The organism is Lysobacter sp. Root604 (assembly GCF_001427505.1).
Taxonomy (GTDB): Bacteria; Pseudomonadota; Gammaproteobacteria; order Xanthomonadales; family Xanthomonadaceae; genus Lysobacter.
Genome location: NZ_LMGS01000009.1, coordinates 330309 through 343404, shown reverse-complemented (window position 1 = coordinate 343404; position 13096 = coordinate 330309). Strand labels below are relative to the sequence as shown.

The 13096-nt window shown below is 69.9% G+C and carries 12 protein-coding genes; 6 read left to right on the top strand and 6 right to left on the bottom strand.

The genetic code is table 11. The features are described 5' to 3' along the window. Positions 1-46 precede the first annotated feature (46 nt). Together ASD69_RS09855 and ASD69_RS09850 are read left to right on the top strand one after the other, a co-directional pair. Positions 47-745, top strand: coding sequence for a YafY family protein (locus tag ASD69_RS09855; protein ID WP_056177359.1), 699 nt, complete (start codon positions 47-49; stop codon positions 743-745). Positions 746-1023: 278 nt separating this feature from the next. Continuing rightward, positions 1024-1413 (top strand): HU family DNA-binding protein, encoded by a 390-nt coding sequence (locus tag ASD69_RS09850; RefSeq protein WP_056177357.1) that lies wholly within the window; start codon positions 1024-1026, stop codon positions 1411-1413. 250 nt (positions 1414-1663) lie between these two features. Here the strand turns inward: ASD69_RS09850 and ASD69_RS09845 are convergent, their stop codons facing one another. Together ASD69_RS09845 and ASD69_RS09840 are read right to left on the bottom strand one after the other, a co-directional pair. Continuing rightward, positions 1664-2296 (bottom strand): response regulator transcription factor, encoded by a 633-nt coding sequence (locus ASD69_RS09845; RefSeq protein WP_056177355.1) that lies wholly within the window; start codon positions 2294-2296, stop codon positions 1664-1666. Continuing rightward, positions 2293-3429: a histidine kinase gene (locus tag ASD69_RS09840; RefSeq protein ID WP_056177353.1), complete on the bottom strand. Its 1137-nt coding sequence runs from the start codon at positions 3427-3429 to the stop codon at positions 2293-2295. Before ASD69_RS09840 ends, ASD69_RS09845 begins: the two co-directional genes overlap by 4 nt. Before the next feature lie 145 nt (positions 3430-3574). On the opposite strand from ASD69_RS09840, the gene ASD69_RS09835 reads away from it, so the two are divergent. Next, positions 3575-4300, top strand: coding sequence for a hypothetical protein (locus tag ASD69_RS09835; protein ID WP_056177351.1), 726 nt, complete (start codon positions 3575-3577; stop codon positions 4298-4300). Positions 4301-4444: 144 nt separating this feature from the next. Next, positions 4445-5836, top strand: a complete 1392-nt coding sequence (locus ASD69_RS09830) for an FAD/NAD(P)-binding protein (protein WP_157499136.1) — start codon at positions 4445-4447, stop codon at positions 5834-5836. Positions 5837-5878: 42 nt separating this feature from the next. Here ASD69_RS09830 and phhA read toward each other — a convergent pair whose 3' ends face one another. Continuing rightward, a complete protein-coding gene (gene phhA / locus ASD69_RS09825; RefSeq protein WP_056177348.1) occupies positions 5879-6772 on the bottom strand; it encodes a phenylalanine 4-monooxygenase in 894 nt (297 codons plus the stop codon). 149 nt (positions 6773-6921) lie between these two features. Here phhA and ASD69_RS09820 point away from each other — a divergent pair, with 149 nt between their 5' ends. Then, entirely contained in the window at positions 6922-7398 is a 477-nt protein-coding gene (locus ASD69_RS09820) for an Lrp/AsnC family transcriptional regulator (RefSeq protein WP_056177346.1), read from the top strand. Positions 7399-7534: 136 nt separating this feature from the next. Here ASD69_RS09820 and ASD69_RS09815 read toward each other — a convergent pair whose 3' ends face one another. From ASD69_RS09815 to ASD69_RS09805, 3 genes are all read right to left on the bottom strand, one after another. After that, complete coding sequence (locus tag ASD69_RS09815; protein WP_056177344.1) at positions 7535-8227, bottom strand: aspartate/glutamate racemase family protein; 693 nt, start codon at positions 8225-8227, stop codon at positions 7535-7537. 128 nt (positions 8228-8355) lie between these two features. After that, a complete protein-coding gene (locus ASD69_RS09810; protein ID WP_056177342.1) occupies positions 8356-9228 on the bottom strand; it encodes a hypothetical protein in 873 nt (290 codons plus the stop codon). Further along, entirely contained in the window at positions 9218-10888 is a 1671-nt protein-coding gene (locus tag ASD69_RS09805; protein WP_056177340.1) for a M28 family metallopeptidase, read from the bottom strand. Before ASD69_RS09805 ends, ASD69_RS09810 begins: the two co-directional genes overlap by 11 nt. 367 nt (positions 10889-11255) lie before the next feature. On the opposite strand from ASD69_RS09805, the gene ASD69_RS09800 reads away from it, so the two are divergent. After that, positions 11256-12998 (top strand): phosphoethanolamine transferase, encoded by a 1743-nt coding sequence (locus ASD69_RS09800; protein WP_056177338.1) that lies wholly within the window; start codon positions 11256-11258, stop codon positions 12996-12998. The last annotated feature ends 98 nt before the right edge of the window (positions 12999-13096 follow it).

Sequence of the window (13096 nt, the reverse complement as noted above, 5' to 3'; positions counted from 1 at the left end):
GCCGCGCGCGTGTTGAGCCCGAACGCGTGGCGCGGGATCATGCGGCATGCGCCGTGCCGACCGACTGTTCCTGCTGATCCATGCCCTGCGCGGACGCCGCCAAGCGATCACCGCCCAGCAATTGGCCAAGACGCTGGCGGTATCGCTGCGCACGGTCTACCGCGACGTCGCCGACCTGCAGCGTTCGGGCGTGCCGATCGAGGGCGAGGCCGGCGTCGGTTACGTGCTGCGCAAGGGCTCGGACATCCCGCCGCTGATGTTCAGTCCCGACGAGCTCGAAGCCCTGGTGGTCGGCACGCGCTTCGTGCGCGCGTTCGCGGGCGAGCGCCTGGGCGAAAGCGCGACCGCGGCCTTGCTGAAGATCGAGGCGGTGCTGCCGCCCGAGCTCAAGGACCGCAGCCGGCGCACCCGCATCTTCGCGCCCCAGCTCGACAATCGGATCGAGGCCAGCGGCCTGATCGATGCCCTCCACGGGGCCATCTCCGATCTGCGCGTGCTGCGCCTGCTGTACCGCGACAACGAGGCGCGCGCCAGCCAGCGCGAGGTCGAGCCGCTGTGCCTGTCGTTCTGGGGCGGCAGCTGGACCCTGGGCGCGTGGTGCCGCCTGCGCGGCGACTTCCGCAATTTCCGCCCCGATCGCATCGTCGAGTACGCGCCCACCGGCGAAACCTTTGGCGACAGCCGCGAACGCGGCCTCGACGCCTACCTGCGCTCGGTCGGCGCCAATCCCGCCGACGCCCGCTGACGCCGCCGCGGCTAGCGATGAACGCGCGCGAGCGGTCGGAAACGGGCGCATTCGGGCCGTATCGGCGGTGCCCGGCACGCCGGCGCGCGCGCCGGCTGCGGGGCGATTCCCGGCCCTTTCGCGCCCGTATCGGCGACCGCTCGGGCGCGATGACGAAAAAAAAGCGCTTTTTCCGCCATTCGGCGCTTGGCGTGGCCGCGATGTTGCCCTACATTCCGCCTTGCCGAAGGGGTTTCCTGGCAAACCATCCATTCATCGAGTACCACCGGGACAAATAAATGGCGACGAAGAAGAAAGTTGTTGCGAAGAAGAAGGCCGCTCCGAAGGCTGCTGCCGCCAAGCCGGCCGCGCCGAAGCCGATCAAGGAAGCCCTGAGCAAGTCGGGCCTGGTCGCGCATCTGGCCGAAGCCACCGGCGTGGTCGCCAAGGACGTGCGTGCGGTGCTGAGCGCGCTGGAAGGCGCCGTGCACGCTTCGATCAACAAGAAGGGCGCGGGCGCGTTCACCCTGCCGGGCATTCTGAAGATCACCGCCGTCAACGTGGCGGCCAAGCCGAAGCGCAAGGGCATCAACCCCTTCACCAAGGAAGAGCAGTGGTTCGCTGCCAAGCCGGCTTCGGTCAAGGTCAAGGTGCGTCCGCTCAAGAAGCTCAAGGACGCCGCGGCCTAATCGCCCGTCCAGCGGAGCGCGGCCTGGCGCCGCCTCCGCACGCCGCACCCTCTTCCGTCCGCGGGAGAGGGTGTGCGCTTCCACCCGGTCCGCGACCGCGGTCTTAAGCCTCCCCACGATTTGAGTTCGGCGCACGGCCTCCGCGCGTGTAGCCGTGCTTGTCTTCACCCTTTGAAAAAGGGGTGATTGAGGGGGATTTGCTCTTGGCGCCGCGGCGCCGCTTCGTCCTCCACGCGCACGCACCGCCCTCTCAAATCACCCGCAGGGTAATCGCCTTCAACACCGCCCGCGTGCGATCGCGCGTGTCCAGCTTCTCCAGGATCACCGACACATAGTTCTTGACCGTGCCTTCGGCCAGGAACATCGCGCGCGCGATCTCCTTGTTCGAATAGCCGCCGGCCATCAGCCGCAGCACCGAGACCTCGCGCTCGGTGAACAGCGCGCGCGGGGCGTCGTCAGCGTGGTAGCGGTAGCGCGCGCGCACCGGCTCGGTGCTGACCGGCTGCAGCAGGGTGTCGCCGGCGGCCACGCGCACGATCGCGTCGTACAGGTCTTCGGGGGCGGCATCCTTGAGCAGGAAGCCCTGCGCGCCGGCCTCGGTCGCGCGCAGCAGCAGGTCGCCGTCGTCGAAGGTGGTCAGCAGCAGCACCGGGGTGCGGTCGCCGCGTTCGCGCAGGCGCACCAGCGCCTCGATGCCGTCCAGCCCGGGCATGCGGATGTCGCTGAGGACCACGTCTACCGGGGTCTGCTGTAGGCCGTCCAGCAGGACCTGGCCGTCGTCGGCCTCGAAGGCGATGCTCACGCCCTGCAGTTCCAGCAAGGCGCGCAGGCCGGCGCGCACCAGCGCCTGATCGTCGGCCAGGGCGATCTTCGGGCCGCTCATGCCGGCAGCTCCGCTTCGATGCGCAGCGCGCCGCGCACCGTGGTCTGCAAGGCCAGGGTTCCGCCGGCCGCGGCCACGCGTTCGCGCATGCCGGCCAGGCCGTTGCCCTCGCGCAGCGCACCGCGTACCTGGCCGTCGTCCTCCACGCTGATGCGCAGCCGGGCGCCCACGCGGGCGATCGCGACCCGCACGCGCTCGGCGTCGGCGTGGCGGGCGCTGTTGGTCAGCGCTTCCTGGACCAGGCGCAGGATGGTTTCGGCGATCGCCGGGTCGGTGAGATGGACGTCGTCGGCGATGCTCAGTTCCAGGCGCGGGCGCGGCATCGGCGCGGCCAGCGCGCGCAGGGCCACGCCCAGGTCCAGACCGCGCGTATCGCGCAGGGCCTGGACCACATTGCGGATATCGCCCAGCAACTCGCTCGACAGACGCTGCGCGATCGCGATTTCGGGGCGCTTGGCGTACTCCGGGTCGGCCGCGAGCGCGCGCAGGTTCAGGGTCATGGCGGTGAGTTTATGCCCGGCCACGTCGTGCAGCTCGCGCGCCACCCGCAAACGCTCGGCGTCGCGCGCGCTGTCGGCCAGCAGCGCGCGCGTGGCCAGCAGATCGGCATTGACGCGCGACAGCTGGTCGCGCGCCTCCTCGGCGCGGCGCGCGTAGTGCGCGATCAGCGACGAGAAGGCCTGGAAGCCGGCGAAGATCAGCACCACGATCAGGGCCGCGTCGTGGCCCGATGCGCGCAGCACCAGGAACAGGCCCAAGTCGATCAGCAGCATCGCCACCAGGGTGGTCCGCGCCGGATAGATCATCGCCAGCTGCGCCGACAGGATCACCAGCAGCGCCGGGGTGGTGCCGCCGCGCGGTGCCAGCCAGGTCAGCGCCAGCGCGCAGATCGCTTCGCTGGTCAGCAGCAGCGCGGTCAGCGCGCGCTGGTTGCGCGGCACGAAGTCGCCGATCAGGAAGGCCAGGCCGAAACCGGCCATCGCCAGCCATTGCCAGACATCGTCGGCGCGGTTGTCGAAGCGCAGCGACAGACCCACCGCCAGCCAGGTCAGGAACGCCGGCAGGTTCAGCGGCTGGAACACCACGCGCAGGAACGCGTTGTCGAGGATCGCTCGCAGCAAGGATGACTTCATGCCCGCATGCTGCGGGCGGGCGCCGCGACTGGCAATGCCCGTTCGGCGAAAGGTGACTTCCGGCAGGTCGCGTCGGTGACCGCGGGCACTGCGCCGGCGCGGCGCGCGGCGCGAGGCTGTGCGCAACCGCCAACGAGCCGACGTCATGACCGCTTACTCGATCCTGGTTGCCGCGCACGGCAGCATCGGCGTGCTCGCCCTGGCCACGTTCTGGGCCGCCGCCGCGCTGCGCAAGGGCAGCGCGCTGCACCGTCGCTTCGGCCAGGCCTATCTGCTGGCGATGCTGGGCATCCTGATCACTGCGGTGCCGATGGCGGTGGTGCGTTATCTGCAGGGCCAGCTCTACATCGCGGTGTTCCTGGGCTACCTGGTCGCGATCACCGCCAACGGCGTGTGGGCGGCCTGGCGCGCGATCCGCGACAAGCACGATGTCGCGCGCTACACCGGACCGGTCTACGTCGGCTCTGGCCTGCTCGCGCTGCTGGCCGGCTTGGGCGTCCTCGCGCTGGGCGTGCACGACGGCTCGCCGCTGTTCATCGGCTTCTCCGCGATCGGCTTGTACGTCGGCTACGACACCTTGAACAAGCGCCTGCATCGTGCGCGCCTGGCCGCGCGCCCGCGCTGGTGGCTGGGCGAGCACTACAGCGCGATGCTGGGCAACGCCATCGCCACCCACGTCGCCTTCCTGGCGATCGGCCTGCCGCGCCTGTTGCCGGCGGTGGACGGCGTGGCCCTGCATTACTTCGCCTGGTTCGGCCCGCTGCTGGCGGCGGTGATCGCCAAGCGGGTGCTGGACCGCAAGTACGCGGCTGCGCGGCCCGCGGCGACCGTGCCTACCGCGCGGGGCGCGGCAAGTTCGCGCGCGCTGTGATCGCGGACGCATCGGCGAGATTCCGTTCGGCTATGTGCCTGTGCCATTTCGTTGGGTGAGCGGCCCGCCCAAATAACCCGCGCTTTACCCACCCGCCGGCGCGATCCACTAGAACGTAGCCTCCCCCCACGTGAGGCGATGCGCATGCGGATCACGATCATCGGCGCCGGCTTCAGCGGCAGCGCCCTGGCGAGCGAACTGGCGGCGCAGGCCGGTCCCGGCGTCGACATCACCCTGGTCGGCGTGGCCGACAGCTACGGCCGCGGTGTGGCCTACGGCGAGGCGCGACCGGAGCATCTGCTCAACGTGCGCGCGCGCGACCTGGGTGCGACGCCGGACTATCCGGCCGAGTTCGCCGATTGGCTCAATCTCACCGAGCGCGCACGCCAGAGCTTCCTGCCGCGGCTGCTGTACGGCGAATACCTGCATGCGCGCCTGCGCGCGGCCGCCGACACCAGCGCCGCCACGTTGCATCTGGTCGAACAGGAGGCGATCGCGGTCGAACGCAGCCCCGGCGGTTTCCGCGTGCATCTGGCCGACGGCAGCGATTTTTTCAGCGAGCGCGTGGTGCTGACCTTGGGCGCGCTGCCGCCGCAGCCGCTGGCGGGCGTGGGCCCGCGCCTGGCGGTGCATCCCAGCTATCTGGCCTGGCCCTGGCAGGACGGCGCGATCGACCGCATCGCCCCAGACGCGCGCCTGCTGGTGGTCGGCACCGGCCTGACCATGGCCGACGTGGTTGCGACCCTGCGCCGGCGCGGCCACACCGGGCCGATCGCGGCGCTGTCGCGCCATGGCCTGCTGCCGCGCCGGCATCTGGACGAGGCCAGCGCGCCGATCGCCTTGCCGCCGACCGTGCTGCAGGCCTTGAACGCGCACGACCTGGGCCAGCTGCTGCGCTCGCTGCGCATGCTGCTGCCGATCGTGTCCGACTGGCGCAGCCTGATCGACGCGCTGCGTCCGTATCTGCAGGGATTCTGGCGCGGCCTGCCGGAGCCGCAGCGCGCGCGCTTCCTGCGCCACCTGCGTTCGTACTGGGAGAGCGTGCGCCACCGCCTGGCGCCGCCGGTCGCGGCCGAACTGGATGCGCTGCAGGTCAGCGGCCAGCTCACGGTGCGCGCGGGGCGGCTGCTGCGCGCGCGCCGCGGCACCGACGCGGTCGAGGCGCTGATCCGCGAGCGCGGCCAGACCCAGGTGCGCAGCGAGACCTACGACGTGCTGATCCGCGCCACCGGCTTCGACACCGACATCGAACGCACCACCCATCCGCTGATCGCGCACCTGCGCGAATCCGGCCTGATCAGCGCCGATCCCCTGGGCCTGGGCCTCAACGCCTCCGAGCGCTACGAAGCGCTGGACGCGAACGGCGCGCCGGTGCGCGGCCTGTACTGCCTGGGGCCGCTGCTGCGCGGGCGCTTGTGGGAGATCACCGCGGTGCCGGAGCTGCGCGTGGCGGCGCGTGCGTTGGCGCGTCAGCTGTCGGCGGCGGCCGAAGGCGCGCAACGGCCGGCGCCGTTTGCGCTCGCGGCGCGGGGCTGAGCGCCGTTCGACTGGGGCAGGGCGCGCCGTGAGCGTGCCCGCTCAGACGTCGCCGTCGTTGAGCCAGCCTTCGCCGGTGCCGCGGTGGTAGACGGTGTCGCCGGCCAGCACCTCGCCGGCCGGCACCGAGCCCTGCGCGGCGAGCTGCGCGTACAGCGGGGTGAAGTCCGGCGCGGTCGCGTCCATCAGCTGCTCGAAGCTGTCGATCACGAAGTAGGTCTTCTGGTAGGTGTCGATGCGGTAGCGCGTGCGCATGATCCGCTCCAGATCGAAGCCGATGCGGTTGGGCGCGTCCGAGTCCAGGCAGTAGATCGACTCGCCCTTGGACGAGACGATGCCGCTGCCGTAGATGCGCAGGCCGTCGGCCTGCTTGATCAGGCCGAATTCCACCGTGTACCAGTACAGGCGGGTCAGGTTGACCAGGGCGTCGGGCCCGATCGCGTGCGCTTTCACGCCGCCGCGGCCGTAGGCCTGCATGTAGTCGGCGAACACCGGGTTCATCAGCAGCGGCACGTGACCGAACAGGTCGTGGAACAGGTCGGGCTCGCTGAGGTAGTCGATCTGCTCGGGCTTGCGGATCCACCAGGTCACCGGGAAGCGGCGGTTGGCGAGGTGATCGAAGAAGGTCAGTTCCGGCAGCAGGCCTTCCACGCCGACCAGCTCCCAACCGGTGGCGGCGCGCAGCACCGCGTTGAGGTCTTCGAACTTGGGGATGCGGTCGGGCGTCATGTGCATGGCGCGCTGCGCGGTCAGGAACTCGTCGCTGGCGCGACCGACCAGGATCCGCTGCTGGCGCTCGAACAGCTGCGCCCACACCGCATGGTCGCTGGCGGTATAGCTCGACCACGGCTGCTCCACCACGGCGGTCGTATAGACCGGCACGTAGCCCTTGTCGGTGAGCTGGTGTTCGACGCGCTGCGGCGTGGTGTCGTTCATGGCGGGATTCCGGGTGGATCCGCGATTCGTTGGATCGCGGCTCGACTTAGGACTGTAGCCCCGGATTCGCGCAATAAGCTTGCGTTGTTGCGCTAGAACTCGGTTACGGCGCATGATTATTGCGTGTTTAACGATTTGGTTGCACGAATATGCCCGCCATCGAGCTGGATCGCACCGACCTGTTGCTGCTGGCCGAACTGCAACGCCAGGGCCGCCAGACCAACGCCGAGCTGGCCGAGCGCGTGCATCTGTCCGCCTCGGCCTGCCTGCGCCGGGTCCAGCGCCTGGAGCGCGAGGGCGTGATCGCCGGCTACCGCGCCGAAGTCGACCCCGAGCGCCTCGGCCTGGGCCTGCAGGCCTTCGTGCGCGTGCAGCTCAACCACCACGACACCGACGCGCTGGAGCTGTTCCGCCGTTTCGTCAACGAATGGGACGAGGTGGTCACATGCCATGCGCTGACCGGCGACATGGACTATCTGCTGCTGGTCGCGGTGCGCGACCTGGAGCACTTCTCGCACTTCCTGCTCGACCGCCTGCTCAACCAGGCCGGCGTGGCCGACGTGAACTCCAGCTTCGTGCTGCGCACGGTCAAGGCGTTCCGCGGGTTGCCGTTGCCGGCGCGTTGATGGTGTCGATGGTGGCGATGTGGTTCGCTGCGCTCACCACATCCTACGGTCGACCTCGTAGGCATGCGCCTTCGTAGGATGCGGTGAGCGCAGCGAACCGCATCATCGCGCCAAGCCGAACGCCCGCGCCGCTTCCTTACTCGATCGCCGCCAACGCCGCCGCGCGCGCATGCAGCGCCGCGGTGTCGAACACCGGCACCTCGACATCGTCGGGCCCGATCAGCAGGCCGATCTCGGTGCACCCCAGGATCACGCCCTGCGCGCCGCGCGCGACCAGCCCGGCGATGATCTCGCGGTAGGTCTGGCGCGAGGCCTCGCGGATCGTGCCCAGGCACAACTCGTCGTAGATCACCCGATGCACGCGTTCGCGTTCGTCCGCATCCGGCACCAGCACCTCCAGGCCGTGGCGTTCGCTCAGGCGCTGGCGGTAGAAGTCCTGCTCCATGGTGAAGCGCGTGCCCAGCAGGGCGACGCGCTGCAGACCGGCGGCGCGGATCGCCGCGCCGGTGGGGTCGGCGATGTGCAGCAGCGGCAGGCCCGAGATCGCTTCGACCTGCGCGGCCACCTTGTGCATGGTGTTGGTGCAGATCACCAGCAGCTCCGCGCCGCCCAGGCGCAGACCGCGCGCGGCCTCGCCGAGCACGCGCCCGGCCTGCTCCCAGTCGCCGGCGTGCTGCAGGCGTTCGATGTCGGCGAAGTCCACGCTGTACAGCAACAGCCGCGCCGAGTGCAGGCCGCCCAGGCGTTCCTTCACGGTCTCGTTGATCTGGCGGTAATAGGGAACCGTCGATTCCCAACTCATCCCGCCCAGCAGGCCCAGTGTTTTCATGGCTTGAGTATAGGGATGGCGCGCTGTCGTTGCGCCAGCGCCGCGTAGGGTGTGGTGAGCGCAGCGAACCGCACCGCAACGCCAATGCGAGCATGCGCGCCGATGCGGTTCGCTGCGCTCACCGCATCCTACGGTTTCGTTGCTTCGACTTCCTCATCAGCCTCGCAACATCTCGGCGGACCGCCGTATCGGGCTTCGAGCTCTGTGTGATTGGGCATGGCGTAGGGTTGCAGCAGCCGCGCGCCCAGGCGCGAGCGCAGTTCCGGTTGCATCGCCCGGAACAGTTCGGCGGGCTTGGCATCGCGTATGTCGCAGCTGCGGCTGGTGAACTTACGCAGGGTCATCTGTGTCATGGCGTCGGCGCTGTGCAGTTCGAACTCGGCCGTGACCGCGCAGTCCGACCAATCGAACCCTACCGGATAAAGCTCCGGATCGTGTCGCTCATCGTAGAGATAGTCGCGTGAGCGCTGCAGCATCTGCTCCGGTGACAGCGGCACCAGGTACACGACGCCGCCCTTGATCGTCATCGTCGTCAACGGGCGGCTGGTCGCCGTAAACGCCACCAGCGCGATGGCCGCGACCGCCAACTGGGGCCAGGCCGGCGTAACGCCGTCGCGAGGGTTCGGCTGCGCGCCTCGTGCCAGGCACCACCACGACAACGGCAGTACAGCCAGGGCCAACAGATCGCCGTAGTCGACCACGCGTGCCACATCGAACAGCGGCAAGCCATTCCAGGCGTCTATCGCCGAGGTCGACCACGACGACTTCCACCACACGAACGCCAGCCCCACCGCGACATGCACCGCCATGCGTCCACGCCCGATCGCCACCGCCCAGAAGTAGGCGAACGCGAACACGCCGGCGAAGTCCGAGAGCTTTCCGGTGAAGGCGTTATGCCAGGCGCTCTTGAGCACCGCATCGTTGAGGATCAGCAACCCCAGCGCCAGCAGGAACGGCCAGCGCAGCAGCGGTGCGAGTCGGTGAGCAGGCTCAATGCGCATTCGTCTTCCCTGGTTGTGCGCCGGCACCGAAGCGCCGGCCGAAGAAGTCGCCATCATTCCAGACCGGGCGCTGCGGCGCGTCGCCGATCAGCTGGCCCAGGCGCGCGTTGAGCCGGGCCAGGCGCGCGGCGTCGGCGTAGTGGATGGGCTGACGGGTGTCGTCGCTGGGCTGGTGATAGCGCAGGCGCAGGTACTCGCGTTGGGCCGCGCGCGGATCGTCGCCCAGCCCTGCGCCCTCGATGCCGCCGTTGAGATAGACCGCGGGCACGCCAGCGCGGATGAAGGCGTATTGGTCGCTGCGCACGAACATGCTCAGCTCCGGCGCCGGGTCCGCCGACAGTTTCACGCCGGTCTCCTGAGCGGCCTGGCGCAGCAGCGGCGCCAGGCTGGAGTGCTCGATTCCGATCGGCACCACGTCGCGGGTCGGCGTCAGCAGCAGCGGCATGTCCAGATTGAGGTTGGCCACCAGCGCGCCGGGCACGGTCGGGTGCCGGACGAACCATTGCGCGCCCAGCAGGCCCTGCTCCTCGCCGGTGACCGCGACGAACAGCATCGAGCGGCGCGGCGCATTCGGCGCGGCGGCCACTTTGCGCGCGGCCTCCAGCATCACCGCCACGCCCAGGGCATTGTCGATCGCGCCGTTGTAGATCGCATCGCCGTCCACCGGCGGGCCCAGGCCGACGTGGTCGAGGTGGGCGCTGAACACCACGTGCTCGTCGGTCAGGGCGCGGTCGCGGCCGGGCAGGCGCGCGACCACATTGCGCGATTCCAGCGGCGCGATGCGGTTGCGCGCGGCCAGCACGATGCGGCCGGGCAGCGCGTAGCCGCGCAGGCGGCCGGCGTCGGTGGCCTGGTAGAGCTCGGCCGCGGTATGGCCGCTGCCGGCCAGCAGCACGTCGGCCACCGCCGCGCTGACCCGCGCCACCACCTGCAGCTGCGGTGTGCTGTCGATCGCGCGGCCGTCGGCGCCGCGCAGGCGCATGCCCGGGCGCTGCCAATCCTCGGCCGAGCGCGCCCAGGGGTAGGTCTGTTCGTCGCCGGTGGTGGCCACGAACACCGCGCCGACCGCGCCGCGTTCGGCCAGCGCGCGCAGCTTCTCGTCGGTGCTGGAATAGAACGCGCGCTGGTCGGGCGCGAAGCGCGCCGGCGCACCGCCGAACAGCACCGCGATCTTGCCGCGCACCTCCAGGCCGGCGAAATCGTCGTGCCCCAACTCGGGCGCGTGCACCGCCTGAGCCACGAACACCGCCGGCGCCTCCACCCGCGCCTGCGGCAGGTCGAAATTGAGCAGCGGCAGGAACTGATCGCGAAAGCGCAGCGCGGTGGTGGCGCCGTTGCGTTCGATCACCAGTTCGTTGCCCTCGGGCAGGCGCTGCGCGCGCAGCAGCGGCACGCGCTGGGTGTAGCCGCCGTTCTCGCCAGCCGGACGCAGGCCCATCGCGCGCAGGCGCTGGGCCACGTACAGCGCGGCCAGGTCGTGGCCGCGGCTGCCGGTCTCGCGGCCTTCGAGCAGATCGTCGGCGAGATAGCGCACGTCGGCCTCGATCCGGCGCGCATCGGCCGCGGCCGACTCGTCGTAGCCCTCACCGGCGATCTCGGGCGCGCGCTGGCAGGCGGTCAGTGCGAACACGAGCAGGGCAGCGGCGGCGGCGAGGCGCATCAGGAGGGGTTCCGGTCGCGTGATCGGTCGCGACGCTAGCATCGCGGGCGACGTTCCGCGGCTGGCCGCTGGATCGTCAATGTGACGAAAATGTGAAAATAGTTGGCGCGATCATAAGCCGAAGCCGTCGGCCGCTGGCCGCAGATTCGCGAAGTTCATCTGGGTCAGAGGCTTAGCTGCGCTCGCAGGCATGCGCCGCATCGGCAGCGGCTGAATCCTCGTTAAGGCTCGGCGCCTACGGCGCACACATCACTGCAAGCAACAGCGCACTTCATGTGCCCTTTCTATGTGGGCCAGCAATTCCTTAACGCGTAGGTGAAATCACCTACTTACCTTCCAACGCCACTTGGGTTTGGAGAGTGGCGACATGAAGATCGGCGCGACCGCGATAGCGCCCGCTCCTGGACCGGGCTGGCGGGTCCGGCTCGGGCCTTGGGCGAGCCTGACCGCGGTCGCCGGCCTGAGCACGGCGCTGATGCTCAGCGACGACTTCCTGCAGCAGCTCACCAGCCCGCATAACCTGGCGCGCCTGCAACTGCCGTGGGTACTGGGCCTGTTCTTCATGCACCTGTGCCTGTGGCTGGGCGGCCGCCGTTGGGCGGCCAACGCGCTGCTGAGCGTGTTCGCGCTGATGCAGTTGCTGCAGTTGTGCCACATCGCCGCGATGGGCCGGCCGCTGACGCCGGTGGACCTGGCGATGATTCCACGCGAAACCCCGGACATCGCCGAGGCCACGCTGGCGGGTGCGCGCGCGCACTGGCCGACCCTGCTGACCGGCGCCCTGCCCTATGCGCTGCTGTTCGCGCTCTACAACCTGGGTCTGCCGCGCCTGCCGCTGCCGCGCGCGCCGATCGCGCTGCTGGTACTGGCCGTCGCCCTGGCGACCAAGCCCTACAAGGCCAGCCAGCGCGCGATGCCGCAGTACATGCCGGCGCCCGCGCGCAGTTCGCTGCACAACTCGATCAACAGCTTCAGCTTCTATGCCGTGAATCTGGTCGGCAAATCGGTGCAGTCCTACGATCTGCAGTACCAGCCGTATCGGGTCGCGCGCACGCCCGTCGCCGAGCAGGACCTGCCGCAGAACGTGTGGCTGGTGATCTTCGATTCGACCCGCAGCGACCACTGGGGCCTGACCGGCTACGCGCGCGACACCACGCCGACGATGTCGCAATGGGTGCGCGACGGCCAGGCGCGCTGGCACCACGGCATCGCCGGCGCCACCGCGACCTCGGCCTCGCTGGCGCTGCTGATCAACGGCGTGCGTGAGCCCGGCAACCTGGGTCAGCAGCGTTCCTACCAGACCAATCTGATGCGCCTGGCCAAGCGCGCCGGCTACCGCACCTACTGGCTGTCCACGCAGAGCGGCAACCTGCTCAACGAACTCGACGTGGCCAGCATCGACGTGGTGCGCACGCGCGATACCGACACCAAGCGGGTGATCGAGGCGCGCGACGACGCGGTGCTGGACATGGCGCGACGGATCACCCCGGGCACGCGCAATTTCGTGGTGATCATGCTGCGCACGGCGCACCTGCCTTACGAGAAGAACTACGCCCAGCACGGCCAGCGTTACGCGCGCTGGCCGACCGCGGCGACCCTGCCGTTCGCGACCCGCCAACGCAACGCCTACGACAACTCGCTGCTGTATCAGGACGCGTTGGCCGCGCAGCTGTACCGGCGCTTCGAACGCCTGCCCGGCAAGGGGTTGTTCGTGGTCACCTCCGACCACGGCCAGATGCTGGGCGAGGGCGGCGTGTGGGGCCACAACGTGCTCACCCCGCAGGTCGCGCGGGTGCCGGTGCTGGTGCGCAGCCGCGGCCTGGTCGATCGGTTGCCGCCCGGCAACGGCGGCTGGATCAGCCACTACGGCCTCGGCCACGCCCTGATGGGGCAGTTGGGCTATCGCATCGACAACCCCAACGCCGAGCCCGGCATCGACTATCTACAAGGCTCCAATCTGTACACCGACAACCCGTTCCGCGGGGTCAGCGTGCGCGACGGCCGCTTGGTGCTCGGCGGCCTGTCCAGCCTGGGCGAGCTCGATCGCAACCGCAGCGTCTACGCGCAGCTGCGTTCGAACGGATTGCCGGCGGTGCGCGCCAGCGAGTAGCCGGCAACCCTCAGCGCAGCGCGGTGTTGCGGTCGCCGGCATGCGGCGACCGAACGGGCCGTACGCCCAGCGCCGCGCCAGCGGCCCGCCATGCTCGC

Excerpts from the sequence above, each read along its gene's own strand:
- ASD69_RS09835 (WP_056177351.1), top strand. The coding sequence starts at position 3,575 with ATGACCGCTTACTCGATCCTGGTTGCCGCGCACGGCAGCATCGGCGTG.
- ASD69_RS09810 (WP_056177342.1), bottom strand. The coding sequence starts at position 9,228 with ATGCGCATTGAGCCTGCTCACCGACTCGCACCGCTGCTGCGCTGGCCG.
- ASD69_RS09800 (WP_056177338.1), top strand. The coding sequence starts at position 11,256 with ATGAAGATCGGCGCGACCGCGATAGCGCCCGCTCCTGGACCGGGCTGG.
- ASD69_RS09815 (WP_056177344.1), bottom strand. The coding sequence starts at position 8,227 with ATGAAAACACTGGGCCTGCTGGGCGGGATGAGTTGGGAATCGACGGTT.
- ASD69_RS09805 (WP_056177340.1), bottom strand. The coding sequence starts at position 10,888 with ATGCGCCTCGCCGCCGCCGCTGCCCTGCTCGTGTTCGCACTGACCGCC.
- ASD69_RS09845 (WP_056177355.1), bottom strand. The coding sequence starts at position 2,296 with ATGAGCGGCCCGAAGATCGCCCTGGCCGACGATCAGGCGCTGGTGCGC.
- phhA (WP_056177348.1), bottom strand. The coding sequence starts at position 6,772 with ATGAACGACACCACGCCGCAGCGCGTCGAACACCAGCTCACCGACAAG.
- ASD69_RS09830 (WP_157499136.1), top strand. The coding sequence starts at position 4,445 with ATGCGGATCACGATCATCGGCGCCGGCTTCAGCGGCAGCGCCCTGGCG.
- ASD69_RS09855 (WP_056177359.1), top strand. The coding sequence starts at position 47 with ATGCGCCGTGCCGACCGACTGTTCCTGCTGATCCATGCCCTGCGCGGA.
- ASD69_RS09840 (WP_056177353.1), bottom strand. The coding sequence starts at position 3,429 with ATGAAGTCATCCTTGCTGCGAGCGATCCTCGACAACGCGTTCCTGCGC.
- ASD69_RS09820 (WP_056177346.1), top strand. The coding sequence starts at position 6,922 with ATGCCCGCCATCGAGCTGGATCGCACCGACCTGTTGCTGCTGGCCGAA.
- ASD69_RS09850 (WP_056177357.1), top strand. The coding sequence starts at position 1,024 with ATGGCGACGAAGAAGAAAGTTGTTGCGAAGAAGAAGGCCGCTCCGAAG.